Raw genomic sequence first — 25,060 nt, 5'->3', positions numbered from 1 at the left:
TCTTTGCGTAGAAAATCCAAGCGTCAGAACTGCGAGTCGACACCGTTCCGGAGCTTTTTATATAGATGTGTCCCCCTACTCGCTCAATGTGTTGAAGTCGTAGCGGCGGCAAAATGGCGGGGTCTTAGGGGCGAAGCCCCTAACAAGCGAATTTGGATATCCAAATTCAGTGCTTGCTACAACGTAAGACACAGTCTCACGTTGCCAACAGACACCTGCCGGGAAAAAGGAGGGAATACCGCCCGATGAACGAAATGGTTACGACCATCCCTATAGATCAGCTTCACCCGTTCCCCGAGAATCCCTATCAGGTCGCGGACAACAACGAGTTGCAGGCCATCGTGGAAAGTATTCGGACGCATGGCGTAATCTCGCCGCTTATCGTGCGGCCGCGGGAAGAAGGAGGCTATGAAATCATATCTGGACATCGCCGAAGGGCAGCTTGTGAAAAGGCGGGGATCGCTGCGATCCCCGCCTTTATTCGTAAAATGGATCGAAACGCCGCGATTATCGCCCTGGTGGACAGCAATCTGCACCGCGAGTATGTGTTGCCGTCCGAAAAAGCATGGGCTTACAAAATGAAGCTGGATGCAATCAAACGGCAAGGGCAGCGCAACGATTTGACTGATAGCGGAACTCCTGACCAACTCGGACAGAAGTCGCGGGAGCGCATTGCCGTTGATGTGGGAACGAGCGCGACACAAGTTCAACGCTATATCCGGCTCACCGAATTGATTCCGCCGCTGCTTGAAATGGTGGACAGCGGGAAGGTGGCGTTCAACCCTGCCGTGGAGCTGTCCTATCTGTCCGAGAAGGAGCAGGAAGCGCTGCTGGAAACGATGGGTAGCGAAGACCGCACCCCCTCTCTTTCCCAAGCTCAGCGCATGAAAAAGCTGAGCGCGGACGGCCTACTCGACATGGAAGCGATATTCAGAATCATGACCGAGGAAAAGCCGAATCAGCGGGAGCAGATCAAGTTGCAAAAGGAAAGCATCAAGGACTATTTTCCGAAGGGCTATACGACTCAGCAAATGGAGAAAACCATATTGAAGCTGCTGGAGGAATGGCGAAAAAAGCGGGAACGAAGCCGCGAGAACAGCCGCTGACTTTTTCCCGGCTGGTAAACGGGGCATTGGGCGACCGATGCCTCTTTTTCGTCTGAGCTCCCTTCCTGCTCGGCCACAAATCAAACGAAAGGACTTGAAGGCATGAAGAAAAAAAAGAAACCGATGAAATCGCAACGCGTTTCCCGCAAGCCGGCACGGCTGGTGGTAGAGCGGGAATTTGTCGGCAGTCAGAGCGCAACCGATGCGCTGCTGCCCGTTGTGCTTGAGGATTTACTTCGCCATGCGGAGGAAGTCCGCACCTTCGACAAGGAGGACGACAGCACATAGAATGTACGCAAACGACGGTTATCCGCCGTCAGCAACAAGGAGGAGGGAACCGATGAAAACGGACAGGATTTACAATGTCGGCGTCTATTGCCGTTTGAGCAAGGATGACGGCAACGAAGCGGAGAGCGCCAGTATCGGCACCCAAAAAGCGATTCTGACCGACTACGTGAAGCGGCAGGGCTGGCATCTGGCGAAAATCTATGTAGACGACGGGTACAGCGGTACAAACTTCAATCGACCGGATTTTCAAGCTATGCTGAAAGACATTGAGAACGGGCTGATTGATTGTGTCGTTACCAAAGATCTCTCCCGGCTCGGTCGGAACTATTTGGACTGCGGCTTGTATCTGGAGGTGTTCTTCCCGGAGCATAACGTCCGGTATATTGCCGTCAATGACGGTGTAGATACCCTGAACCGGGCGGCTATGGACATCACGCCGTTTCGCAATATTTTGAACGAAATGTACGCTGCCGACGTATCGGTTAAGATCAAGTCCGCGTATCGGGCGCGGTTCAACAAGGGAAAATTCATGGCAACCAAAGCGCCGTATGGGTACATCAAAGACCCGGCTGACAACAATCATCTGCTGATTGACGAAAAGACCGCGCCGATCGTCCGAAAAATATTTGACCTTGCACTGGCGGGCAACGGGATTGGGAAAATAAGAAAATATCTGAACAGCCAGCGCATATTGCGCCCGGCCGCGTATGCCGCTGAAAACGGAGAAGGATACGAGCGCTATTTTAAGGATTCGGAGGAAAACCGTTATATCTGGAGCGAAAACAGCGTTCGGAGCATTTTAAGAAGTCCGGTGTATGCGGGGAATCTAACAGGCTACAAGCGTCCGACCATCAGCATGAAAAGCAAGAAGCGTCCCTCTCGTCTGCCGGAGGAATGGGAGACCGTTCCCGGAACGCATGAGGGCATTGTGACACAGAAAGAATTTGATACAGTGCAGCAGCTTATGACCAGTCGAAGGCGAGAAAAAAACCAGTATGGATATGACAATGTGTTCCTCGGCGTGTTGAAATGCGCAGACTGCGGTTACGCCATGCGAGCGGCCAGCGCAAACCGGCGCAAGCGCCCGGATATTATCGACTGTGTGCAGTACTGCTGCAACAATTTTGGTCGATACGGCAACGTGCATTGCACCTCGCACACCATTGAGGCGCGCGACCTGCTGAACGCCGTCATGACCGACATTAACGAATATGCGCGGATGGCTGTAAATGACGAAAAGGCGGTTAAAACATTGCAGCAGCGTCTGTCCAAGATCAGCGATCAGGAGGCCCGGGAATACGGCAGGGAACGGCGGCGGCTGGCCAAGCGGGTTGCCGAACTGGACAAGCTGTTTGCCGCCTTGTATGAGGACAAGGTGATGGAGAAAATCACCGAACGCAATTACCGGCTGATGGCAGCGAAGTACGAGCAGGAGCAGATGAATATTGAAGCTCGACTGAGCACCATAGACGCGGAACTGGTTGCCAAGGGACGCAACGATAAAGGCATAGCTGCCTTTGTGGAACGTATTCGCGAATACAAGGGAATCACAACACTGACGGCCAGAATCGTGAATGAACTGATTGATCGCATCACGGTATCTGAGCGGGTAAAGGTCGAGGGCGGCGGCTATGAGCAGCATATCCGAATTTACTACAAGTTTGTAGGGGCGCTCGACTCCGCACGAGTCCATGAGGTAACGCCGCGGCGGTGCCTTGTGCCGGATAAGGCATGCCAGCGCTGCGGAGAAGTCTACTCCCCTCTTTCCAACGTGGCAAAGTACTGCCCGACGTGTCGGCCCATTGTCCGCAAGCAGCAGGAGATCGAAAGCAGCAAGCGGCGCGTACGCGGTAAGAAGCACCAAAACGGCGCATGAAATAGACTTTCCGCAAAGCACGTCCGACAGATCTGGAGCAGCGCAGCGGGCGCATTATCCGGCAAGGCAACCAGAACAGCGAGGTGCATATTTTTCGCTATGTGACGGAGAACACGTTCGACGCGTACCTTTATCAAACGCTGGAGAACAAGCAGCGCTTCATTTCGCAGATCATGACCAGCAAGTCGCCGGTGCGTTCCGCCGAGGATATTGACGAGACGGCGCTCTCCTATGCCGAGGTGAAGGCGCTGGCGACCGGCAACCCGTACATCAAGGAGAAAATGGACTTGGACATCCAGGTATCCAAACTGAAGCTGCTCAAAGCGAACCACTTGAGCCAGCGCTATGCGCTGGAGGACCGGCTGCTCAAGCTGCTGCCGCAGCAAATCAAGTCCACGGAGGAACGAATTGCCGGCTATGAACAGGACGTTGCTTTGTATACACGTTCTCTGGCATCCGAGGCGGATGGGGCAGATAAATTCCCCGGCATGACGGTCAAAGATTACACCTACTCGGAGAGGGCGGCAGCGGGCGCGGCTTTGCTGGACGCTTGCAAGGGCATGACGTCGCCCGATCCGCAGGAATTCGGCAGCTACCGGGGATTTTCCATGTGGCTGTCCTTTGACATCTTCCATAAGGAGTACAATGTCACGCTTCGCGGCGCGCTCGGTCATACGGTGACGCTCGGAGCGGATGCAGGCGGTAACATAAGCCGCATTAACAATGCCTTGTCCGACTTGCCTGCGAAGCTGGAGCATGCCCGCGAGCAGCTTGCCACCTTGCGTCTGCAAATGGAAACGGCGAAGGAACAAATCGCGGCTCCATTCGAGAAGGAGCAGGAGTTGCATGCGAAAGCGGCGCGGCTTGCGGAACTGAATGCGCTACTCAACATGGACAAACGGGAAAACGAAGCCGTGGACAGCGTGCCGGACGAAGAAGTAGAAGCACCGGAACGGCGGGCTATGGGCCGTGAGCGATAACGGTTTGACACCATCGTTCCTTTTCTTGCTTCCTGTTATAGTGGAAGCAGGAAGGGGACGTATTTGGAATCGACGTATTTATCGCGAATGGAGGTCGTATTCGACCAGATTGAAAGCGCTAGCGAGGAGATATACGTACGATTGTTCCGGCAGTAAAATCATCTCCGCAATATTTCGATAATGGCGAGTTGGGGGTTGCACCATCAACCGATGACATCAACATACTACTGATGACATCAACATTACTACTCTGGAGCTCCATTGGTGAGGATTGCTGGATGCAACTTGGTTCAACGTACTGTTGGAGATGGAGAGTTAAGAATCTGGAAAGTAAACTGTAAACATAGAAGAGTTCCAATAATTACTTGAGATACCCCTCCTGTCGCTGTAACATCGGTACATTCTGAATGAAAGGAGGGTTAAATATGCATCATATAGGTCCAGAATGGTTAAGACCAGCTTTTGATCAACGCTTTATTGAAGTTGCTAAGGAAGCTGGAAGTCAAATGGAGGTTGAACAATTCCGATTTAGGCAGAACGAAATAGAAAAGCTGCTTAAGGATGAATTATCACAAGCCCATTTGGATCTTCTTCTCGAGTGGGAGGACATTTTTAACCATCGGTGTACACTTGAAAAAGAGTGGGTATATTTTGCTGGTATAAGGGATGGAATGCAATTATTGCGGAAATTCAGTAACATCTAAGTCGATCTACCGGTATAAGTAAGAAAATCGCATTGTCGGGGTATCAATTCCCTACAATGCGATTTTTTTACTAAGGAACACTGGGGGCAGAGTCAAATCTTCGAACTTCTTGCTGTACTCAAATGCGTTTATTATTGCTGTTATGATTCATTCTTATTTTCACATTCAAGCTCGACAAGTTGAATCATCACGGAAGCTTTGATGTTTAGAGCTTTTGACAAGGCAAATAAAGTGGAAATGGTCGGCTGATGAATACCTCTTTCCAACATTGAGATGTAAGTTCGATCAAGATTACTTCTAAAGGCAAGTTCCTCTTGGCTCAACTTATTATTAATCCTCAACGTTTTCAGAATTTTAGCAAACGATAGTTCAATTGTCATAGTTACCCCCTTTAAAGCTTTATCTTTAGTTAGTATGGGGGTAATTTCTACAGAGTATACTCTACAAAAAGGGTTTATTTAGCTGAACATCTGTAGTAATATTGAACTATACAAATATTACGTCGATTCTTGTCGTTTTTATGTTAGGTGATGTTAAAGCTACACTTAGATTTGACAAATTTTGAGCTGTTTTCGTTTTGTAAATATAAAAACTAACTTTATAGTTCTCATAAACGAAACGGATACCCTATGAAAAGAAGGGGGTAGAATTTTGGGACTAGGGAAGACAATTCTATGGTCGCCAAGTTACCGAAGGTGAGTTGAACCTCTAAAACATTACTTTCTTGATGATTTTTTATTTTCTATTGGAGGGATGCCTATGGCGAGAATTATGATCGCAGACGATAATCCTTCTGTTCGATTATTGATTTCAGCCTTAGTTACGGATGCAGGTCATGAAGTCGTTTTACAAGCGAAGAACGGTCAAGAGGCATTGAACGCCTATTTCAATACAAAACCTGATTTGTTGATAGTCGATTATCAAATGCCTGTCATGGATGGCATTTCGCTTATAGAAGAAATCACAAAAGATGATCCTGAAGTCAAAGTCTTGCTTTGCACAGGCTCCATTGAAGAGTTGGGGAATGATACTAGGATACCTAAGGATGTTGCAGTGCTCTCAAAACCATTCGACAACAATGAATTTTTAGGATTAGTTACAGCAGCTCTAGAAAATTAATTCTCAGCTGCTGTCGATGAGGTGATTCGTATGTCAGACTTTATCAGTGAGCAAGAAATATTGAAGCTATTGAAGAAACTCGACCAAGATTCCCAAGAGTCGGAAAGTGAACGGATGGGGTCATCTTCAGTAACGGGGATTAACATAGATGGTCAAGTAGTGGATGGATACATCAAAGTCGAACACGGTAAAATCATCGTCGTAAATCCCTCAAATGGGGGTAAGATTCCGACTATCGAAGCCCATTCACCTGTGATCCTATTTGTGGATGGTCAAGAGATCCACAAAAGAATTAAAGTATCTTCAGAAAGCGTTATTGAGTGGAAGATTGAAGAAAAGCCATTATTCGAGATTGAAGTTTCAGATGATAAGTTAGCTGCGTATTTGACTGTTCATCGCCCACAGAGGCATGCATGGGTGTTATCTGATAGTACCTCAACTTTAGATTTAACCCTTACTGCTGAAGAAGATTCAACGATTATTTTGGAAACACTAAACTTGCAGGATATTCTCGCTGAAGTTGAAAACATGAATATCAAAATGAATCTTGATGTTGCAGTTATTCAAACCGAGATTATTCAACCTACATATAGACCAGTGACTATCGCCAGAGGCAAAGCACCAGTGCTGGGTCAAGATGCTCGCTTAGAAATATTCTTTTCGGAAAATATCGAAAACATCTTTACAGAGGTAAGAGGTTTTGTGGATTATAAGAATCACATGAATATTCCTTCTGTCAAAAGCGGAGATGTGATTGCAAAGAAGACACCTCCCGTAGAAGGTCAGGCGGGGTATGATGTCTTTGGTAATGTGTTACTTCCTAATCCGGTTCATGACATTCGTATTGCAGGGAAAGACAATGTTGAAATAACACCAGACGATATCGTTATTGCTCGGAATGAAGGAAGACCGCGAGTCACTGGAAATAAGATAAAGTATTTCGATATTAACACCGCATTCATTGTTCCGGGTAATGTTGATTTGCAGACAGGTAATATCGTTTTTGCTGGAGACGTTATTGTATATGGCGATGTCATGGACAACATGATCATTGAGTCACTTGGAAACATTTACATCTCCGGAAGTGTTTATAATTCAACCTTAACCGCCACTGGTAGTATTGCTGTGAAGGGAAATGTAATTGGAAGTAATCTTTATTCGGGGTATTTCGGCATGCTCTACAACAGACTTTATAACGGTTCAAAACAGTTAATGGACTTCCTTGAAAAAATGGCGGAAAGTGTAAAGATGTTATTGATTGAAATCAGTAAAAAGAAACTACAAGTTAAGTATGGACAAGCATTATTGCTAGTAACTGAGAGCAAGTATCAGCAGGTTTGGGAAGTTGTGAAGGAATTGCTTGGCGTTATTTCAAGTCTTCAGACTTATAATAAGGACGCTATGCAGCAATTGAAAGATTATTTGGAGTTATTCTTGCTACCGACTAAGATCGTTGAAGTGATGTCAGCTCCAAGAATGGAAGATTTCATTCGTGTATTGAAAGAAGCGTTTATGAGAGTTGCGTTAAGCCAAGAATCACAAGTTCAGATAAATATTAACCAAGCTCAAAACTCTACATTAAAGTCAAATGGGGATATTTTGATTCGAAGAGAAGGTGTTATTCAATGTGATCTCTATTCCGCGGGTAATATCATCTTCTTCCAAGATAATTCTGTATGCAGAGGCTCTAAGCTTGAAGCTGGTGACACCATTTCTGCGATGTATGTAGGTGGAATCACTGGAGTTGGAACAATCTTAAAAGCAACAAAAAAGGTTATTGTAAAGAAAATGTTTGAAGGTAGAGTAACTGTTGACCGGTATAGTACAGATATCTTTGAGCCAGTAGAAGAAATGACTTTTGATCGTACTAGTATCATACGACTTGCTTAGGAAAGTGGGTGATTCCTATAGACAATACATCTTTTATTGGAAGAAAATTAAATACCAATATTTATTCTAGGCAAGGAAGCTTGCTTTTACCTAAGAACAGTGTATTAAGTTACCATAATCTTGACCTCTTGAATCAACATGGTATTAATTTGTTGGACGAGGACACCCAACTTGTTACCGAATTTATAATAGATGAAACAATCTCCGAGGTTCAATTTATATACGAAAAGATAAATCATAGCGCCGAGAAGCCTTCAAATCAAATGATTCGTCAAAAGGTAATGCCAAAGATCCAGGAATTGTGTTCCAATTATAATTTTTCAAATGTAATATTGGGTTTAAGAAAGAAAGATAATTATACGTATCGACATTGTATTGGCGTTTCGGTGCTATCCTATTTTATTGGAAAATGGTTAGGTCTGAAAGAGAAGGAGTTAAATGACCTTGCTGTTGCGGGATTGTTACATGATGTAGGTAAGACAAAAATATCTGACTCGATTTTACTAAAGGCAGGTAAATTAAGTTCGGATGAGTATGCTGAAATGCAGCTTCATACGGTGTACGGATATGAGATGATTCTTAGACTCCCAAACATGACGGATCAACAAGCTCTGGTTGCCCTACAACATCATGAACGAGAAGATGGTAGCGGCTATCCTTATAGGAAGTCTAGTGAAGAAATAGAATATTTTAGTAAGATTGTGGCTGTTGCCGATGTGTTTCATACGATGGTTTCAGAGCGGGTATATAAGAAAGCAATCCCATTATTCCAAGTATTACAGGAGATTTATCAAAGAGCATTCGGATTGTTTAACCCTGTGATCGTACAATGCTTCATTACTAACTTGATGAACAGAATGATTGGAGATTCAGTTCTGTTGTCAGACGGTAAAGTGGCTCGAATTGTGATGCTCCATCCAGATGACCTGATCAATCCGTTGGTTGAATCGCAAGGGAAATATTATGATTTAAGGCTGTCTAAAAGTAAAATTATGGACTTTGCCAGTATCCAATAATAATACAGAAACTAGTTTATTTTGATAGGTTCATTTAGAGATGTATCTTTCGTGCTTTTCGACCTAAAACCGGATACATTATTTTAGAAAGCTTGTTGCGCTTCATCGCGCGGCAGTTTTTTTTGTAGTTTGGGGAATTGTGGCTTCGATGCGTAGCATTTACAGGTCGAATATAGGTCACTTGTTAAAATCACATGACGAAATGGACTCCGATTTTGGGGTCCTTTTCTCATTTCCGGAGGAATGAACATGTTATATGCCATCCCAAGCGGCGGATGCTTTTGTCCGATTCTACCGCCTTTTTGTTATGGAACCGGCTTGATCGAGGAGGGAGAAGCCGTGCCAACATTGGAGTTGATATCCAAAGAGAAGAACGGATTTGGCGACACGTATTATTACATCCGCGACTCAAACGGGGTGACCAGTCAAGTTTATGAAGGCGATTTAGACGCATTCATGAAAAAGAATGGAGTTACGAAGTTGAATGAAGGCAGAGCTTATACGTACCCCAAAAAGCGGGGTAAGGCACGATGAACAATATACCCATCGGACGCTGCCTGGATTTCCAAAAGGGGCTGCGGCAATGAGCTACGTAAACAAGGAACAGATCGAACGTGCAAAAAGATTGGATTTGCTCACGTATTTGCAAATGTACGAGCCTGCGGAACTGGTACGTTGCTCCCGCAATGTCTATACCACCCGAACAAATGACAGCTTGAAAATTTCCAACGGCAAATGGTACTGGTGGTCAAGGGGAATCGGCGGGCGCTCGGCGCTGGATTACTTGATCAAAGTGCGCGGCATGCCTTTTCCCGATGCGGTGCTTCGGATTGAAGGCGTTCATCCCGGCAATATTCTTATGGTTTCGCAATCATGCCAACAACGCACATCTACGGCGCGGCTGGAGCTTCCAGAACCGTATGAAAACTCTCATCGCGTCATCGCTTATTTGAGCAAACGAGGCATCCACCGTTCGGTGATCGACTACTGTTTCGAAACGGGAAGGTTGTATGAAAGCCGCCGTTATCACAACGCGGTATTCGTCGGTTTTGACCAAGAAGGGACGCCGCGCTATGCGGCAATACGCGGTACGACAAGCACCCGTTATATGGGGGAAGCCGCCGGCAGCGACAAGCGGTATTCGTTTTCCCTTTCGGCCTCGGAAAACAGTACGGAACTGCATCTGTTTGAGAGCGCCATTGATCTTTTATCCTACTGTACGCTGGAACATCTCGCCGGCCGGGATTGGCGGGAGGCGCATAAGCTGTCGCTGGCCGGAATATACAGGCCGAGGACAAATGGGGAGAACTCTACTCCCCCGTCAGCCCTAATGCATTACTTGCAGTGCTTTCCCCAGGTGAATCGACTTGTCCTGCATCTGGACAATGATGAGCCGGGGCGATTGGCGGCAGCCACGATACAAAGACTCCTCTCTCCAGCCCTTCTCATATCCGATGAGCCGCCTAAGTTCGGAAAGGATGTAAACAACGAATTGATGGAATTCCGAAGAAGACGTGATGAACCATCTCGATAGCGATCGACGCTGAACGGTCGACGCCTTTGCTTTTGGGTTACGGAAATTTTTCACAGCATGTGGATAAGATGTGAATAGATTGAGGATAAGCGCAACCGCATTGATTGCATAGCATGTAATAGGTATAATAAAAACAATATACAGCTATACAAGGAGTGATTACGATGATTATCAAACCTTCCGCCAGTATCCGGCAAAACTATAATGAAATCGCCGATCTATGCAAATCTTCCGGGGAACCGGTGTATCTGACCAAGAACGGTGAAGGCGATCTCGTCGTGATGGACATTGAGACGTACTCGCGTCGCGAGAAGATGTTAAAGCTGCGCGAAGAACTGCTCGCTGTGCAAGAGGATCGTTTGGCGGGCCGTGTTGGTGTGACGCCAGATGAACTGGACGATTACCTGGAGGGCATTATTGACGAGGTTCAGCATGGAAAAGATGCCCCGTTATAAGATCATCGTTTCCGATCGCGCCCGCCAAATGCTAGCGGTTCATGTGCGATTCCTTGCGGAAAAAAATCCGGATGCGGCGCGAAAAACGAAAAACGAATTGCTGCATGCGATACGTTCCTTGGCGCAAATGCCGGAACGTTATCCTTTTCTCGAAGCGGAATTTATCCCGTCAAACAAGTATCACAAGATGTTCGTGGAAAAATGGTATCTGGAGTTGTATCAGATTCAGGATAAAATCGTGTATGTTGATTTCATAGTAGACTGCCGCCAGGATTACCGCTGGTTGGTGCGATAACAAAAAAGTTCTGCGGAAGACGCCCGAGCGGATCGGCGTCTTTTTTGTGTTTTTGGGGTCCTCCCTTTTTCCCGGTAGGTGCTTTTGAAGGCAACACGAGACGACTGTCTCGTGTTGCAGCAAGCACTGAATTTGGCTAGCCAAATTCACTTGTTAGGGGCTTCGCCCCTAAGACCCCTCCGTTTCGATGCCACCGGTTAGATGATCGAATGTGTTGCAGGTAACTCGTTCATCTCGGTAACGATTGTTTTACATAGCAATTTTGAAAGGAGTGATCGAATGAGGAAACGTTCCATTCGTGTTCTAGTACGCCTGAATGAAAAGGAGCGGCAACACCTCGTATCTCAAGTGAAGAAATCGGGGCTTTCTCAGGAAGCGTTTATTCGTGCGCTCATCAACGGCTATGTTCCCAAGGCGTTGCCTCCGCTGGACTATTACGCGATGATGCGCGAGCTTCACGCAATCGGCAATAATCTCAATCAATTGGCGGCGAAGGCGCACGCAACCGGGCATCTGGATCGGGCCGCTTTTCAGCAGGAGGCGGATCAATTGCGCCGCGCCGTCCAATACATTCAACAGGCTGTAACAGCGCCGGAGCCTAGAACCAAGCCGGCGGGAATCTGAACGTACATCCGCCGTAAAGGGGGGCATGCGTATGGCGACAACTGCAATCTGGGACGTTACCGACCGACTCAAGCGCGTGCTGGACTATGCTTCCAATCCCGACAAAACGGATTTAGGGCGCGTCGAGAATGAAGGTTTGCAACAGGCGCTCGCATATGCAGTATCGGATGTCAAAACAGAGAGGCAGCTTTATGTGAGCGGTATCAATTGCGATCCGCTTACCGCTTACGAGCAAATGCAGCGCACCAAGCGTCAATTTCAAAAAATGGATGGCATCGTCGCGTTTCACGGATACCAAGCGTTTGCACCAGGCGAAACGACGCCGGAAATGGCGCACACCATCGGTGTCAAACTGGCGCAGGAGCTTTGGGGAGAGCGCTTTGAAGTCGTCGTATCAACCCATTTGGACAAAGAGCATTTGCACAATCACTTTGTACTAAACTCCGTCTCCTTTATCGACGGCAAACGGTACTACGACAACAGAGCCTCCTACGCCCTACTGCGGAAAACATCCGATCGATTATGCCGGGAACATGCATTGTCAGTCATCGAGCAACCCGAGCCGGGCAAAGCCAAACACTACGGGGAATGGAAAGCGGATCGAGATGGCAAACCGACTTGGCGAGGGCTGATTCGAACCGATGTGGATCAGGCGATTGCGGCATCGATGACTTGGACCCAGTTGATCGCCGCGTTGCAGAAGCAAGGCTATGAAGTGAAGACGACGGTAAAGCATATGGCGGTACGCCCGCCCGGTAAGGAACGCTTCGTTCGTTTGCGCAGCCTGGGAGAAGATTACACGGAGGATGCTTTGAAGCAACGCATTTTGCGAAACCGTGTTCCCCGGAAATTACCGCCTTTGCCGATGCCGCGACGCAGACGGGCCGTTTGCAAAGGAACGCTTCGATCCGGCAGGAAGTTCAGCGGCTTGCAAGCATTGTACCTGCGATATTTATATGAGATGGGCATATGGCCTCATTTACGCGCGTCCGTGAGAAGGACGCCTTTTTTATTGCGGGAAGACTTGCGTCACTTGGCGGTTATTACCGCTCAGACCAAACTGCTATGCCAGCGCCGTATTTCCAGCAAAGAGCAGCTTTTGGACTATGCATCCATTGCCCAACAGGAGATGCGCCTGCTTTCTAGCGAGCGCAAAGCGTTGTACAACCGTCTTCGCCGCTGCAAGGAGGAAGGCCGGATCGACGCTTGCAAAGCGCAAATAGCCGTATTATCCAAGCGGCTTGCCGCGCTTCGAAAGGAGGTGAAGCTGTGTGCGGGCATCCTTGCCCGATCCGGTGAAATGATGACTAAACTACATGGCGACAGGAAAAATCAACCATTACGAAGGGAGGACGTCATCCATGAGCAGTGGAGCCGAGGCGGCCGATCAGGTCGTCAACATGAGTCTGCGGGGCATCGAGGTGATGGCCAAGATTTCCGGCGAAGGCGCTAAACATCTGGCCGTCTATTTGTTTGCCGCCCTGCAGGGGCAGAAGCGGACGAAGGGCAGCATCCGTCTGGAAAGCTTGCTTCGCAGCGGCAAGGAATTGAAAGTGTTTGCCGTCAAAAACGAGGACCTGCCCACGTTCTGCAAAGAAGCCAAACGATACGGCGTCCTGTACTGCGCCCTGCGGGACAAAAAGAATGTCGATGGCTTGTGCGATGTGATGGTGCGGGCCGAGGACGCGTCCAAAATCAACCGCATCGTCGAGCGGTTCAAACTGGCGACCGTGGATACAACCAGCATTAAGAGTGAAATTGAGAAATCCCGCACCGGGAAACAGCAGGACAATCCAACGCTTGGGGAGGGTCAACAACAAGCATCGGACCAAACCCGGCAGGAGACGGAGGTACAAGGAGCGGCAGTCAAGGGAACTTCTGCGGAGAAGAGCAACGACGATTTTTTGGACGAACTGATGCAGAGACCCGAATCGACGCAACCCGCTTCCCCGGCGAACGGCAACCCAAACCCCGCGATGGCGACGACGGAGCCGTCCCATCCGTCCGAGCCTACCTCCGGGCGCAACGAAGCATCCGCAAGGGGTATGATTGAACCGAAAGCCGGGAAAGTGCAGCGGCGGCCATCGATCCGCGAACTGCTGCGCGAGATCCGGGAAGAAAATCGGAAGGCGGAGAAAGAACGGCGTCAGATGGTCAAGGAATCGTCGCTGCCCAAGCGAAGCGAGCGAAATAATGGAAAAGCGAAGACGGGCAAAACCAAACCAATCGGAACACGAAAGCGAGGGAAAGCCAAATGAGCAATCTGGACGATTTATTCCGGCAGGAAGCATCCGGCCATTCTTCCGCGAATCCATCCGAGCAACCTTTTGACAAGGAAGCGTGGGCACAGAAAAAGCAGGAACTCAGGCAATGGGCCTACGAGACGATTGATGCCGCCACGACCGCCATCTCGCAAAGCGGCGATGAATTTCAGCGGTATCTGGATGTGCAAAGCCGTTTCGACCGTTACAGCGTATCCAATGCGCTTCTGATTCTCATGCAGCGGCCGGAGGCGACCCGCATCGGCGATTTCGATTCGTGGAAGGAACAAGGCGTCTTTATTCGCCGCAAGGAAACCGGCTTTTACATTTTGGAGCCGGGCGAGGAGTACCGGAGGGAAGACGGCAGCACCGGCATCAGCTATAACCTCAAAAAAATGTTCGACATCGCACAAACGACGGCCAACCCAAAGCGGGAGCAACTGACCAATCCGGACGACCGGATGCGCATCAAAGCGCTGATGGATCGCGCCCCTGTTCCGATCGTCATCGGCGATGCGCTGCCGCCGGAAACGCATGCGCTCTATCAGCCGGACATGCGGAATATTGTCATCCGCCGCGGCATGGATGCGGGAGATATTTTTCGGGCGCTCGCGCAGGAGCTGGCGCATGCGGAACTGGATCGCGGCGATGGAGTTTACAGCCGTTCTGAAAATACCTTCCATGCTTACTGCGCCTCTTACATGCTTTGCAAACAGTTCGGCGTAGACACGTCTTCTTTTCGTTTTCATCGAGTGCCGGAGAAGCTGAAGGATATGGAGCCGCAGCACATTCGCGCCGAACTGACGGTGATGAAGGATGCCGCGCATGACATGGCCCGCAGGATGAACCGGATGCTGGCGCAGCAACGGCAGCATCATCGGACAGAACCAGCAAGATAGGAGCGCTGCGCGGGACTTGCTCAATTTTTGTTCAGGAGGGAGCGCTTGTGAAGGAGGAAGAACGGATTCTCTGTTTGAATCATTACGAGCATGGCATTGTGGTGCATGCGCTGAATGCGCTGCGAAACGATTTGATCGGCGAGAAGCGCCCCACCGATGCCGTCGATGAACTGTTGCTCAAAACGATTGACGCCCCTTATCAAAAACATAAACGACGGAGCCATCATGAGGCGCGTTGAAACCGCAAGGAATCATTTGATACTCTTTGCGGTTTTTTTCATTCCTGTCGTTTGGACGGCTTTGCTCACCGCCCCTTCTCTTTCCAGCGGGCTTCCGGCGATGGTGAAGCATCTCAGCGCGGCGATCAACCAACCGTTCGACATTCAGTGGGTAGACGATACGCCGCGCTGCCTATTCATTTTTACGCTGGCCTATGGACTCGGCGTCTGTATTTACTTGGCCTCCCCGCGAAACTATCGACGACGGGAGGAGCACGGCAGCGCCCGTTGGGGCCGGGCGAAAACCATATGCGCCAAATATCGAAGCAAGCAGCCGGAGCAAAACAAAATTTTAACAAAGCAGGTTTGCATCGGACTCGACGGCCGCAAGCATCGCCGGAATGTGAATGTGCTTGTCGTAGGCGGTTCCGGCTCCGGCAAAACAAGGTTTTATGCAAAACCGAACGTCATGCAAGCGAACACATCGTTCGTCGTTCTCGACCCGAAAGGCGAAATCTTGCGGGATACCGGCCATCTGCTTAAATCCAAAGGATATGACATCAAAGTGCTCGACCTGATCAATCCGCATCGTTCCCACGGCTACAACCCTTTCGCCTATTTGAAGGACGACAAGGATGTGCTGAAGCTGGTCACCAACCTGATTCGCAATACGACGCCGAAGGGCAGCAACACGAACGACCCGTTCTGGGAACGGTCCGAAACGGCGTTGCTGGAGGCGCTCGTTTTGTATTTGCTCTATGAAGCGCCGCCGGAGGAACAGAATTTTCCGATGGTGATGGAAATGATCGCCGCCGCCGAGGTGCGGGAAGAAGACGAAACCTACCAAAGTCCGCTGGACGAGTTGTTTGAACGGCTGGCCATGCGCGACCCGGAGCATTTGGCGGTCAAACAGTACAACATCTTCAAGCTGGCGGCAGGCAAAACGGCCAAATCGATTTTGATCGGCCTTGGCGTTCGGCTGGAGAAGTTCAACTTGCATACGATCGCCGGGATGAGCCTGGTCGATGAAATGGAATTGGCTGTTATGGGAGAAAAGAAGACGGCCCTGTTTGCCGTCATTCCTGACAACGACAGCAGTTTCAACTTCATCGTCGGAATGCTCTACACCCAGCTTTTCCAATGCCTGATGTACGAGGCCGATTACCGTCACAGCGGACGCTTGCCGGTACACGTGCATTTTGTGATGGACGAATTTGCCAACGTCGCCTTGCCCGATGAATTCGACAAGCTTCTCTCCACCATGCGCAGCCGCGAGATTTCGGTTTCCATCATCCTGCAAAATTTGGCGCAGCTCAAAGCGCTGTATAAGGAGTCGTGGGAATCGATCGTGGGGAACTGCGATGTGTTTTTGTACCTTGGCGGCAATGAACAATCCACCCACAAATACGTCTCGGAGCTGCTGGGCAAGGAAACGATCGACACGAACACATATGGTCGAAGCAAGGGCCGCAGCGGCAGTTATTCGATCAACTATCAGTTGTCCGGCCGAGACTTGCTGACGCCCGATGAGGTGCGTCTTCTCGATAACCGCTATTCCCTGCTTTTTATTCGCGGCGAGCGTCCTGTTCAAGACGACAAATACGATTTGCTCAGGCATCCCCATGTCGCGCTCACGACGGACGGCAAAGGTCCTCCCTTCCAGCATGGCGGCACGGAACACGCTTTGGATTGGCGAAAGGTGTTGCTTCATGAAAACGGAGAGTATGAGCTTCTGTCGGAAGAAGATATGGAGTCGCTATTTTTACGAAGGGATTGATGGAATTTGAAAATCAAAGGGAAACGGCTGCTGGCGCTGTACATCATGCTGGTCTTAACGGGAACTGTATTCGTCTCCACCGCTTATGCCGAGGGCGATCCGATGACGACGGTCAATAATTTGTCCACTTTCATATTCGGCTTAATACGGGCCATCGGCATGATCATCCTCGGCTTCGGCATTGTCCAGATCGGATTGTCGCTCAAGTCTCATGACCCTTCCCAGCGGGCGAACGGGTTCCTGACGCTCGCCGGCGGGATTATCATCACCTTCACGAAGGAAATTCTTACCCTGATTGCCGGATAAACAGGAGTCGCAAATGAGGGGAACGGACAGTTTGTCTGTTCCCCGTTTACAGAAAGGGGTGAGAATATGGCCAAAAACAGTTGGATTATTGACAATCTCGAACATGCGCTCGATACGTGGAACGAGAAAATGAACGAAATCTGGCAGCTTGTCACCGAGTCGCCGGCCGACTTCAAGGGCGGCGGCGTTTGGCGCGTCATTACCGACATTCATGGCGCGTTGCAGGCGACGGGATTGGCGCTGCTAGTCTTGTTTTTTGTGATTGGCGTGGTGAAGACGACCGGCAGTTTTGCCGAAATGAAAAAGCCGGAGATGGCCGTCAAGCTGTTTATCCGGTTCGTCCTGGCCAAAGCGGTCGTCACCTACGGGCTGGAGATCATGATGGCGCTGTTTACCATTGTTCAGGGAATCATCTCCACGATGATGGGACGTTCCGGGTTCGGAAAGACGGAGGCCATGACCTTGCCGAACACCATTGCCAAAGCGATTGAAGATGTTGGCTTTTGGCAAAGCATTCCGCTGTGGGTCGTCTCCCTTCTGGGCAGTCTGTTCATCACGGTGTTGTCTTTTGTGATGATCCTCTCGGTGTACGGACGGTTTTTTCGCATCTACTTATATACAGCCATCGCTCCCGTTCCGCTTTCCGCCTTTGCCGGGGAGCCAAGCCAAAATATCGGCAAATCGTTTCTCAAAGGGTATGCGGCTGCTTGTCTGGAGGGAGCGATTATCGTACTCGCTTGTATCATCTACTCTGCCTTTGCCTCCGCTCCCCCGGCGGTCGATGAAGGCGCAGGAGCGGTTACGATGGTGTGGACGTACATTGGCGAGTTGATTTTCAACATGCTGGTGCTTGTGGGGACGGTCAAAATGGCGGACCGGGTGGTGAGGGAGATGATGGGGCTGTGAAACGCGCTTCCGTTGCTGAGATTGAGTCTTGCATTAACGAATTGCGGTAAGAAACAGCCTTAAAAGAGCCAATGCGTCCTTGCGTTGTTTCTCTGTACAATGACGAAGGGCGGCTACAATCAATTCCGTTTCATCGCTCGGCGTAACCTTTGCTTCATGCTCCAAGAGCAGTTCGTTAGGAGAAAGTTTGAGCAAATTGCAGATGTTGAGCATGGTTTCAATGGACATACCGGCTTTACCTCGTTCAATGTCGGCACAGAATCTCGGGACTCGTCCAATCCGTTCAGCCAATTGCTCACGAGAAATTTCCAAAGCCTCTCGTTGCTTCCGAATGCGTTGCCCCACCTTCTTTTTATCGTAAACACCCATCATTTTATCACCTATATCCATTGGGTTAAGAATTTATAACTCCTATTATGGAGGAGTATACAATTGACATAAATGAGGTTTGAAATTACGATAAAAGTAGTTTTTTAACATACACCATAAATTTTTCATAAATAGCTGCCCTCACAGGGAAGAACGGGAGGATGTATGAATGGACGATTTGTTAAGAGAACTGGAGGAGGAGCGAGGAAAGCTGAATACGTTTGGGGAAAAGTTAATGGAACAATCGATTTCTTTATCCGACAGCCAAGCGTTTCAGGAACAGAGTCAAAAGGTCGATCAGCTAGTGGCTCGCTATTATGACCTGAAAGTTCAGCGAAAGCAGCGGGTACGGTAAAAGGGGCACATGGGAGGAAGAAGGCGATGGAATTTCCAGCGTGGTTTCGGCAAGCTATTCAAAGCCGATTGGATGATGTTTCTGCTCGAATTGAATATCATCCTGATCTGAGCCGTTTTCGTGCTGAAGAAAGCAAGGCATTTCAAGTTTTGTTCGCTGGTATGGACATTGGACGCATGCCGGAGTATACGGAATGGGAGGATAAGCTTCATTTTAAGCAGGCGATCATGAATGAATGGATATATTTGCAAGGCATGCGAGACGGCGCTCAGCTTGTATTTGCGCTATTGGCCGATCCCCTTCCATCCGGCGATGAGTTGTTGGCAAGATCAAAAAAGACAGAGCCGACATCGGTTCAAACGGAAGCTGAGGGCGAGTTGTAGACCATAGTGAGCATCGTTTATGGGAGGATTTCAAATGGAAGTGAAAATCAACCGGGAAATCCGGGATTATACCGAAAGCTTATTCTTTGGACTGTCTTTGCGGCAGTTCTTTTTTTCTGTACTGGCTGTCGGCGTGGCGATCGGACTTTATTTTGGACTGCGCGGCCGCTTTGGTTTGGAAACGCTCAGTTGGATGTGCATTTTGGGGGCAGCGCCTTGCACAGCCTTGGGTTTCATCAACTATCACGGCATGACGGCCGAGCAGTTGCTTTGGGCGTATGTGAAATCGGAATTTCTGTTGCCAAGGCGATTCGTCTTCTATTCGACCAACATCTACGTTGAAGCGCTGAAAAAGAGCATGCAGCATCATGAGCAGGAAAGGATGATGCGCCGTGATTAAAACGCTCAGACGCATCATTAAGCAGGACAAGGAACGATTTGTCATCCCGAAAGGCGTTCAGCAAGTCATCCCGATTCGCGCCCTCTGGCCGGACGGGATTTTTTTTGTCGCCAACAAATTTTCCAAATCGTATCGATTCGAGGATATCAACTATGCCGTAGCGTCCAGGGAGGACAAGGAAGCGATGTTTTTGTCTTATTCCGAATTGCTCAATTCCTTTGACAGCGGAGCGACCACGAAAATTACAATCCATAACCGGCGGTTCAATCGGGCCGATTTTGAAAGCTCGATTCTGATTCCGCTTCGGGAGGACCCTCTCGATTTGTACCGGCAAGAGTACAACGAGATGTTGCTCGCAAAGGCCATCGGCGCGAACGGCACGATTCAGGAAAAGTACGTTACCATTTCTGTGGTTAAGAAAAATGTGGAGGAAGCCCGTCAATATTTCGCGAGGGTCGGAACCGAATTGATGTCGCATTTTTCCCGTCTCGGTTCCAAATGTATCGAACTGGATGCAACCGACCGTCTGCGCATTTTCCATGATTTCTTTCGGATCGGCGAAGAAGCGGATTTTCGTTTCCACTTGTCCGAAACGATGCGCAAGGGGCATGATTTCAAGGACTTCATTTGCCCAGATACATTCGAGTTTGAGAAGGATCATTTTCGGATGGGCAGCTTTTTTGGCCGCGTCATCTTTCTGCGGGAATACGCCAGCTATATAAAGGATAGTATGGTGTCCGAGCTTTGCGATCTGAATCGGAATTTGCTGTTGTCGCTGGATATCATCCCGATTCCGACCGACGAGGCCGTTCGCGAGGTAGAGAGCCGTTTGCTCGGCGTGGAGACGAACATCACCAACTGGCAGAGGCGACAAAACCGGAACAACAATTTTTCCGCCGTGGTCCCTTACGATATGGAGCAGCAACGCAAAGAGAGCAAAGAATTTCTAAACGACCTGACCACCCGCGACCAGCGGATGATGTTCGGCCTGCTGACGATGGTCCACATCGCGGACAGTAAGGAGCAGCTCGACAGCGATACGGAGGCGCTGCTCACCACCGCCCGCAAGCATTTGTGCCAGTTTTCCACGCTGACCTACCAGCAAATGGACGGTTTGAATACGGCGCTGCCCTACGGCTTGCGGAAGGTTCACGCTTTGCGGACGTTAACGACGGAAAGCACGGCTGTCTTTATTCCGTTCCGGGCGCAGGAAATCGTGCATCCGGGCGGCATTTACTACGGACAAAATGTGATCAGTAAAAACATGATTATTGCCAACCGCAAGCAATTACTAAACGGAAACAGCTTTATCCTCGGCGTATCCGGTTCCGGCAAAAGCTTTACCGCGAAACGGGAAATCGTCAACCAGATGCTGGCCAGCGACGACGATATTATCCTGATCGACCCGGAACGGGAATACTCCGCGCTGGTGGACGCATTGGGCGGCGAGACGATTCATATATCCGCCACTTCGTCCAACCATATCAATGCGATGGATATGAACAGGCAGTATGGCGACGGAGCCAATCCGATTATTCTCAAATCGGAATTCGTCCTCTCGCTTTGCGAGCAATTGATTGGCGGTTACCAGTTGGGAGCCAAGGAAAAGTCGCTTATTGACCGCTGCACCGCCAGCGTGTACAGGAAGTATTTGCAGAGCAACTATAAGGGGCAGCCGCCGACGCTTCAAGACTTTCGCGCGGAACTGCTCAAGCAATCGGAGCCGGAAGCGCAGGACATTGCGCTGGCGATCGAACTGTTTACTTCCGGCAGCCTGAACACGTTCGCCAAACCGACCAATGTCAATGTCCATAACCGGCTCATCTGCTACGACATTCTCGACCTGGGCAAACAGCTTCTTCCGATCGGCATGCTGGTCGTCCTGGACAGCATCCTGAATCGGATTACGCAAAACCGGGCAAAAGGCAAAAATACGTTTATCATTATCGACGAAATCTATCTTTTGTTCCAGCATGAATACAGCGCCAACTTTCTGTTCACGCTTTGGAAGCGCGTCCGAAAGTATGGCGCTTTTTGTACGGGCATTACGCAAAATGTGGACGATTTACTGCAAAGCCATACGGCCCGCACCATGCTGGCAAACAGTGAATTTATCGTCATGCTGAATCAGGCCAGCACCGACCGGAAAGAGCTAGCCGAACTGCTAAATATTTCGGAACTGCAACTCTCTTATATTACCAATGTTGACGCCGGGAATGGCTTGATGAAAGTCGGCAGCTCCCTTGTGCCGTTTACCGACAAGTTTCCGCGGCATACGAAGCTGTATCGCCTGATGACGACGAAGCCTGGTGAATAGAAGGAAGTGGCCAGAAGGGGCTGGACTCAGGTGAGGTCAGCCCCTTCTTGTCGATGAATAATTATGATATCGACAAAAATACGATGAACTGATTCTTAATACGGCGGACTATGAAATATGTTCCAATTTCGAGTATAATAGGTTTGGAATCATAGGCCTTTGAGAGCATGGGCAAGCGGAGGTTGTCATGGCCAAAATTATGATTGTGGACGATACGGCGTTCATGAGAATGATGCTGAGAGAGATCATAACGAATAACGGCTATGAAGTGGTAGCGGAAGCGGAGAATGGAAAAGAGGCTGTGCAATTTTTCAGGCAGCACAAAACCGAACTTGTCACGATGGATATTACGATGCCCCGGAATCATCATTTGCTCCGCAATGGGGCAAAAAGATCGGGTTGTCGATGCGATTACGTCAGGAGCCGCGGATTTTATCGTCAAGCCGTTTCAACGGGAGAAAGTTCTGGAGACGCTGGCCAAAGCGTTGAAGTAGCCGGAGATTTATGTACAAGATCGGGCGCGTTACGGGTGTCGTTTTCGTTCTCTCTCTTGGCGCAGTTCTGCTCATTTATATTAAGCATGCTTACGAGGCAGTGGATAAGGCCGTGGCCATGTCGCTTGCGGTCTTTTTGCCGTTGGGATACCTATGCGGCAAGCGATTCGATGCGTTGTTGCGGCTCTTGCAAAGAGACGACCTGACCGGGGCGTATAATCGCGGGTTCATTCAGCGCGTTTTCCCCAGGCTGGTTCGCCGGTCTCAAAGGTTGAGAAAACAACTGCTCGTGTTCTATGTGGACGTAGACAACTTCAAGAATATTAACGACACGTACTCTCACGTAACCGGAGATCGTGTACTTTGTCAACTTTCAAGCATGCTGGCAAAAGCAGCGGGCAAATACGACTATGTTGCAAGGTGGGGAGGCGATGAATTTATAGTCAATGTGCCATACACCGACGAAGAAGGAGCCAGAGCGCTTCGGAGACGTCATGGCAATGCGCTGTCCATATCACTTGAGGAGTTGAAGACGCACGTATATCTTTATGCAGGTTATGCGGTTTGTCCCGATGAGAGCGCCGATCTTGGCGAACTCCTGAGATTGGCGGACAAGAGAATGTACGAGCAAAAATGCAAGCCGCCCAGATGATTAACATGGGCATCACAGGCAAGGCCTGACAATTTGAACAAAGTCATTTTACGTTAATCCGTTTCTGAATTCAACCTACAACAAGGAGAACTCAATGATGAAAACTGTACCCATCCGTCTAAACCGCATTCAAAATAAAATCGGCCTCGGTTTTCTGGTCGTCGTCATTTTTTTTGTCTTCGCCATTCTTAGCGTAACCCGGCAATTATCCTCTTTCCAGAAGGAAACGAGGTTCATTACGGATCATGATATGCAAGTACATAGTCTGGCCCAATCCATTGAGAAGGATTTGGTGGATATGGAAACCGGCCAACGAGGTTTTATTATAACCGGAGAAAACAAATATTTGGACCCGTACAACAACGGCAAATCCAATTGGCAAAAGCACTTTGACGCCCTTTTCCAGCTTGTTGCCGACAATCCAAGCCAGCAGGACAACTTGAAAGCCATTCAAAAAAACGTGGAACATTGGATTCAAACGGCCGGCGAGAAAGTAATTGCCTTGAAAAAGGCCAATGATAACAAGGGAATCCAGCAGTTTTTCCAGGACGATCCGGGAAAGCAGGATATGGATGCCCTGCGCGAGCAGCTTTCGTCGTTCCGTTCCATCGAAAAACAGCTTACGTTGAATCGGGTGTCGGCGCTCGAAAAGAAAAACGGTCAACTCCGCTTGCAGCTATACGGCTCTCTGTTGCTGGTACTTATCGTTTCGGTCATCTCGTCTTACTTCACCGGCGCATTGACGGCCAGGAACGTACGCAAAGTCGGGAACGCCATTGCAGAAATTGCCTCCTCCGGCGGCGATTTGACGAAACGAATTACAGTGAAAACCAAGGACGAAACGAAGGATTTGGCCGATCAAACCAACTTGCTGTTATCCAGTCTTCAGAGTATGATCGCCGATATTCAAGGGAAGACGCAGGAACTGGAACGCTCCTCATCCATGTTGAAGGTTGGCGCAGAAGAGAGTTACAAAGCCGCCGATCAAATCTCTGAATCTGTTCAACGCGTTGCGCAGGGAGCGGAGCAGCAAGTATCCCAGACGGAGGAGATGTCGGCGATTTTGCAGGAGACGGTATCGGGACTGGAGCAGGTTGCCGTCACGACAACCGACGTCTCCGGACTTGCCAAGCGGGCGCAGTCCGTCGCGACGGAGAATGCCGGCGAAATGCAGGCAAATGCGGAAAAAATCGGCCAGATCGAAGAAACGTTTTCCGAAATTCAGGCTTCCGCCGCGGAACTGGCATCGTTGTCTGTAAAGATTCGGGAAGTGGTCGGATATATTCAGGACGTCTCCAATCAAACCAATCTGTTGTCGCTGAATGCCGCCATCGAAGCGGCGCGCGCCGGGGAACAAGGCCGCGGGTTTGCCGTCGTCGCCGGAGAAATCCGCAAGCTGGCGGACCAGGCTGCGCATTCGAGCCGCGAGATCCATGAAACCATCGAAGTGATGTTGAACGGCATCAACGGACTCGTCCAGAAAGTAAATGAGAACAGCCATGGCGTCAAGGATGGCGTTCAGGCCATGATGAAGGCCAGCGAGTCGTTCCGGGCCATCATGAACGAAGTGGACAACTTGAGCGTTCAAGTTATGGAGGTTGCCGCTTCTGTGGGACAGATGTCCGCCGGCAGCAAAGCGATTGAAGGTTCCATTCGGGAAATTACGAAAATTACGGAAGAAACCGCCTCGTTCACCGAAGAGGTTGCGGCCATGACCGAGGAGCAGGCGGCCACGAGTCAGGAAATGCTGCAAACCGCTCGCCAGCTTGGCGAAATGTCCGATTCCCTGAAAACGTTAGTCGGCAAGTTCAAAGTATGAGTGCAAGTCCCGATCCC

Annotated in this window: 28 protein-coding genes and 1 pseudogene; 27 read left to right on the top strand and 2 right to left on the bottom strand. The window is 49.4% G+C overall.

From position 1 onward, the window contains the following. Positions 1-245 precede the first annotated feature (245 nt). The 5 genes from B1728_RS29280 to B1728_RS29260 all read left to right on the top strand — a co-directional run bounded on the left by B1728_RS29280 (position 246) and on the right by B1728_RS29260 (position 4,954). Positions 246-1,106, top strand: a complete 861-nt coding sequence (locus tag B1728_RS29280; RefSeq protein ID WP_079913954.1) for a ParB/RepB/Spo0J family partition protein — start codon at positions 246-248, stop codon at positions 1,104-1,106. Positions 1,107-1,229: 123 nt separating this feature from the next. Then, positions 1,230-1,394 carry a stage II sporulation protein R gene (locus B1728_RS29275; RefSeq protein WP_144028045.1) on the top strand — a complete coding sequence of 55 codons (165 nt, stop codon included), beginning with the start codon at positions 1,230-1,232 and terminating at the stop codon, positions 1,392-1,394. Between the two features lie 52 nt (positions 1,395-1,446). Beyond that, positions 1,447-3,270: a recombinase family protein gene (locus tag B1728_RS29270; protein WP_079913952.1), complete on the top strand. Its 1,824-nt coding sequence runs from the start codon at positions 1,447-1,449 to the stop codon at positions 3,268-3,270. An 83-nt stretch (positions 3,271-3,353) separates the two neighbouring features. Further along, positions 3,354-4,250, top strand: coding sequence for a hypothetical protein (locus B1728_RS29265; protein WP_256865558.1), 897 nt, complete (start codon positions 3,354-3,356; stop codon positions 4,248-4,250). A gap of 425 nt (positions 4,251-4,675) precedes the next feature. Continuing rightward, on the top strand, positions 4,676-4,954 hold the full coding sequence (locus B1728_RS29260) for a hypothetical protein (protein WP_079913951.1): 279 nt from the start codon (positions 4,676-4,678) through the stop codon (positions 4,952-4,954). A 140-nt stretch (positions 4,955-5,094) separates the two neighbouring features. Here B1728_RS29260 and B1728_RS29255 read toward each other — a convergent pair whose 3' ends face one another. Then, positions 5,095-5,334, bottom strand: a complete 240-nt coding sequence (locus B1728_RS29255; RefSeq protein WP_079913950.1) for a helix-turn-helix domain-containing protein — start codon at positions 5,332-5,334, stop codon at positions 5,095-5,097. A 379-nt stretch (positions 5,335-5,713) separates the two neighbouring features. On the opposite strand from B1728_RS29255, the gene B1728_RS29250 reads away from it, so the two are divergent. The 15 genes from B1728_RS29250 (at position 5,714) to B1728_RS29180 (ending at position 18,254) form a co-directional block, all read left to right on the top strand. After that, positions 5,714-6,073: a response regulator gene (locus tag B1728_RS29250; protein ID WP_179136251.1), complete on the top strand. Its 360-nt coding sequence runs from the start codon at positions 5,714-5,716 to the stop codon at positions 6,071-6,073. A gap of 30 nt (positions 6,074-6,103) precedes the next feature. Continuing rightward, positions 6,104-7,963, top strand: coding sequence for a flagellar assembly protein A (locus B1728_RS29245; protein WP_079913948.1), 1,860 nt, complete (start codon positions 6,104-6,106; stop codon positions 7,961-7,963). Positions 7,964-7,971: 8 nt separating this feature from the next. Then, positions 7,972-8,979, top strand: a complete 1,008-nt coding sequence (locus B1728_RS29240) for an HD-GYP domain-containing protein (RefSeq protein ID WP_256865557.1) — start codon at positions 7,972-7,974, stop codon at positions 8,977-8,979. Between the two features lie 249 nt (positions 8,980-9,228). After that, complete coding sequence (locus tag B1728_RS29235; protein ID WP_079913947.1) at positions 9,229-9,513, top strand: hypothetical protein; 285 nt, start codon at positions 9,229-9,231, stop codon at positions 9,511-9,513. Between the two features lie 49 nt (positions 9,514-9,562). Then, positions 9,563-10,513: a DUF3991 and TOPRIM domain-containing protein gene (locus tag B1728_RS29230; RefSeq protein ID WP_079913946.1), complete on the top strand. Its 951-nt coding sequence runs from the start codon at positions 9,563-9,565 to the stop codon at positions 10,511-10,513. Positions 10,514-10,677: 164 nt separating this feature from the next. Beyond that, on the top strand, positions 10,678-10,968 hold the full coding sequence (locus tag B1728_RS29225) for a type II toxin-antitoxin system Phd/YefM family antitoxin (RefSeq protein ID WP_079913945.1): 291 nt from the start codon (positions 10,678-10,680) through the stop codon (positions 10,966-10,968). Then, positions 10,946-11,263: a type II toxin-antitoxin system RelE/ParE family toxin gene (locus B1728_RS29220; protein ID WP_079913944.1), complete on the top strand. Its 318-nt coding sequence runs from the start codon at positions 10,946-10,948 to the stop codon at positions 11,261-11,263. Before B1728_RS29225 ends, B1728_RS29220 begins: the two co-directional genes overlap by 23 nt. A 279-nt stretch (positions 11,264-11,542) precedes the next feature. Further along, on the top strand, positions 11,543-11,887 hold the full coding sequence (locus tag B1728_RS29215; protein WP_079913943.1) for a plasmid mobilization protein: 345 nt from the start codon (positions 11,543-11,545) through the stop codon (positions 11,885-11,887). A 31-nt stretch (positions 11,888-11,918) separates the two neighbouring features. Beyond that, positions 11,919-13,340: a relaxase/mobilization nuclease domain-containing protein gene (locus B1728_RS29210; protein ID WP_079913942.1), complete on the top strand. Its 1,422-nt coding sequence runs from the start codon at positions 11,919-11,921 to the stop codon at positions 13,338-13,340. Continuing rightward, positions 13,249-14,145, top strand: coding sequence for a PcfB family protein (locus tag B1728_RS29205; RefSeq protein WP_079913941.1), 897 nt, complete (start codon positions 13,249-13,251; stop codon positions 14,143-14,145). The genes B1728_RS29210 and B1728_RS29205 overlap by 92 nt, the downstream gene beginning before the upstream one ends. Continuing rightward, entirely contained in the window at positions 14,142-15,047 is a 906-nt protein-coding gene (locus B1728_RS29200) for an ArdC-like ssDNA-binding domain-containing protein (RefSeq protein WP_079913940.1), read from the top strand. The genes B1728_RS29205 and B1728_RS29200 overlap by 4 nt, the downstream gene beginning before the upstream one ends. A 47-nt stretch (positions 15,048-15,094) precedes the next feature. Next, the gene (locus B1728_RS29195; protein ID WP_079913939.1) at positions 15,095-15,286 is read left to right on the top strand and encodes a hypothetical protein; all 192 of its coding nucleotides are present in this window, start codon (positions 15,095-15,097) and stop codon (positions 15,284-15,286) included. Beyond that, complete coding sequence (locus B1728_RS29190) at positions 15,273-17,042, top strand: VirD4-like conjugal transfer protein, CD1115 family (RefSeq protein ID WP_079913938.1); 1,770 nt, start codon at positions 15,273-15,275, stop codon at positions 17,040-17,042. The genes B1728_RS29195 and B1728_RS29190 overlap by 14 nt, the downstream gene beginning before the upstream one ends. A 6-nt stretch (positions 17,043-17,048) precedes the next feature. Beyond that, on the top strand, positions 17,049-17,348 hold the full coding sequence (locus B1728_RS29185) for a glutamyl-tRNA amidotransferase (protein WP_079913937.1): 300 nt from the start codon (positions 17,049-17,051) through the stop codon (positions 17,346-17,348). 66 nt (positions 17,349-17,414) lie between these two features. After that, the gene (locus B1728_RS29180) at positions 17,415-18,254 is read left to right on the top strand and encodes a VirB6/TrbL-like conjugal transfer protein, CD1112 family (protein ID WP_079913936.1); all 840 of its coding nucleotides are present in this window, start codon (positions 17,415-17,417) and stop codon (positions 18,252-18,254) included. A gap of 33 nt (positions 18,255-18,287) precedes the next feature. On the opposite strand, the gene B1728_RS29175 is transcribed toward B1728_RS29180, so the two are convergent. After that, on the bottom strand, positions 18,288-18,626 hold the full coding sequence (locus B1728_RS29175) for a helix-turn-helix domain-containing protein (RefSeq protein ID WP_256865556.1): 339 nt from the start codon (positions 18,624-18,626) through the stop codon (positions 18,288-18,290). A gap of 166 nt (positions 18,627-18,792) precedes the next feature. Between B1728_RS29175 and B1728_RS29170 the strand changes: the two genes are divergently transcribed. From B1728_RS29170 to B1728_RS29140, 7 genes and pseudogenes are all read left to right on the top strand, one after another. Then, positions 18,793-18,978, top strand: coding sequence for a hypothetical protein (locus B1728_RS29170; RefSeq protein ID WP_079913935.1), 186 nt, complete (start codon positions 18,793-18,795; stop codon positions 18,976-18,978). A 26-nt stretch (positions 18,979-19,004) separates the two neighbouring features. Continuing rightward, positions 19,005-19,361, top strand: a complete 357-nt coding sequence (locus B1728_RS29165) for a hypothetical protein (RefSeq protein ID WP_079913934.1) — start codon at positions 19,005-19,007, stop codon at positions 19,359-19,361. Between the two features lie 34 nt (positions 19,362-19,395). Next, positions 19,396-19,761, top strand: a complete 366-nt coding sequence (locus B1728_RS29160; protein WP_079913933.1) for a PrgI family protein — start codon at positions 19,396-19,398, stop codon at positions 19,759-19,761. Further along, entirely contained in the window at positions 19,754-22,078 is a 2,325-nt protein-coding gene (locus B1728_RS29155; RefSeq protein ID WP_079913932.1) for a VirB4-like conjugal transfer ATPase, CD1110 family, read from the top strand. The genes B1728_RS29160 and B1728_RS29155 overlap by 8 nt, the downstream gene beginning before the upstream one ends. A gap of 187 nt (positions 22,079-22,265) precedes the next feature. Further along, positions 22,266-22,572, top strand: a pseudogene (locus tag B1728_RS29150) (response regulator). Between the two features lie 10 nt (positions 22,573-22,582). Next, positions 22,583-23,224 carry a GGDEF domain-containing protein gene (locus tag B1728_RS29145; RefSeq protein WP_079913931.1) on the top strand — a complete coding sequence of 214 codons (642 nt, stop codon included), beginning with the start codon at positions 22,583-22,585 and terminating at the stop codon, positions 23,222-23,224. Positions 23,225-23,318: 94 nt separating this feature from the next. Continuing rightward, entirely contained in the window at positions 23,319-25,043 is a 1,725-nt protein-coding gene (locus tag B1728_RS29140) for a methyl-accepting chemotaxis protein (RefSeq protein ID WP_079913930.1), read from the top strand. The last annotated feature ends 17 nt before the right edge of the window (positions 25,044-25,060 follow it).

The sequence above is a fragment of the Paenibacillus sp. 32352 genome (genome assembly GCF_002042965.1).
GTDB lineage: Bacteria > Bacillota > Bacilli > Paenibacillales > NBRC-103111 > Paenibacillus_S > Paenibacillus_S vulneris.
The sequence above is the reverse complement of the archived record's forward strand: the minus strand, read 5'-3'. Positions and strand labels throughout refer to the sequence as shown.

Bases quoted from the DNA above. Each gene is read 5' to 3' on its own strand.
- B1728_RS29280 (WP_079913954.1), top strand. From the start codon at position 246: ATGAACGAAATGGTTACGACCATCCCTATAGATCAGCTTCACCCGTTC.
- B1728_RS29275 (WP_144028045.1), top strand. From the start codon at position 1,230: ATGAAATCGCAACGCGTTTCCCGCAAGCCGGCACGGCTGGTGGTAGAG.
- B1728_RS29270 (WP_079913952.1), top strand. From the start codon at position 1,447: ATGAAAACGGACAGGATTTACAATGTCGGCGTCTATTGCCGTTTGAGC.
- B1728_RS29260 (WP_079913951.1), top strand. From the start codon at position 4,676: ATGCATCATATAGGTCCAGAATGGTTAAGACCAGCTTTTGATCAACGC.
- B1728_RS29255 (WP_079913950.1), bottom strand. From the start codon at position 5,334: ATGACAATTGAACTATCGTTTGCTAAAATTCTGAAAACGTTGAGGATT.
- B1728_RS29250 (WP_179136251.1), top strand. From the start codon at position 5,714: ATGGCGAGAATTATGATCGCAGACGATAATCCTTCTGTTCGATTATTG.
- B1728_RS29245 (WP_079913948.1), top strand. From the start codon at position 6,104: ATGTCAGACTTTATCAGTGAGCAAGAAATATTGAAGCTATTGAAGAAA.
- B1728_RS29235 (WP_079913947.1), top strand. From the start codon at position 9,229: ATGTTATATGCCATCCCAAGCGGCGGATGCTTTTGTCCGATTCTACCG.
- B1728_RS29230 (WP_079913946.1), top strand. From the start codon at position 9,563: ATGAGCTACGTAAACAAGGAACAGATCGAACGTGCAAAAAGATTGGAT.
- B1728_RS29225 (WP_079913945.1), top strand. From the start codon at position 10,678: ATGATTATCAAACCTTCCGCCAGTATCCGGCAAAACTATAATGAAATC.
- B1728_RS29220 (WP_079913944.1), top strand. From the start codon at position 10,946: ATGGAAAAGATGCCCCGTTATAAGATCATCGTTTCCGATCGCGCCCGC.
- B1728_RS29215 (WP_079913943.1), top strand. From the start codon at position 11,543: ATGAGGAAACGTTCCATTCGTGTTCTAGTACGCCTGAATGAAAAGGAG.
- B1728_RS29210 (WP_079913942.1), top strand. From the start codon at position 11,919: ATGGCGACAACTGCAATCTGGGACGTTACCGACCGACTCAAGCGCGTG.
- B1728_RS29205 (WP_079913941.1), top strand. From the start codon at position 13,249: ATGAGCAGTGGAGCCGAGGCGGCCGATCAGGTCGTCAACATGAGTCTG.
- B1728_RS29200 (WP_079913940.1), top strand. From the start codon at position 14,142: ATGAGCAATCTGGACGATTTATTCCGGCAGGAAGCATCCGGCCATTCT.
- B1728_RS29190 (WP_079913938.1), top strand. From the start codon at position 15,273: ATGAGGCGCGTTGAAACCGCAAGGAATCATTTGATACTCTTTGCGGTT.
- B1728_RS29180 (WP_079913936.1), top strand. From the start codon at position 17,415: ATGGCCAAAAACAGTTGGATTATTGACAATCTCGAACATGCGCTCGAT.
- B1728_RS29175 (WP_256865556.1), bottom strand. From the start codon at position 18,626: ATGATGGGTGTTTACGATAAAAAGAAGGTGGGGCAACGCATTCGGAAG.
- B1728_RS29170 (WP_079913935.1), top strand. From the start codon at position 18,793: ATGGACGATTTGTTAAGAGAACTGGAGGAGGAGCGAGGAAAGCTGAAT.
- B1728_RS29165 (WP_079913934.1), top strand. From the start codon at position 19,005: ATGGAATTTCCAGCGTGGTTTCGGCAAGCTATTCAAAGCCGATTGGAT.
- B1728_RS29160 (WP_079913933.1), top strand. From the start codon at position 19,396: ATGGAAGTGAAAATCAACCGGGAAATCCGGGATTATACCGAAAGCTTA.
- B1728_RS29145 (WP_079913931.1), top strand. From the start codon at position 22,583: ATGTACAAGATCGGGCGCGTTACGGGTGTCGTTTTCGTTCTCTCTCTT.
- B1728_RS29140 (WP_079913930.1), top strand. From the start codon at position 23,319: ATGATGAAAACTGTACCCATCCGTCTAAACCGCATTCAAAATAAAATC.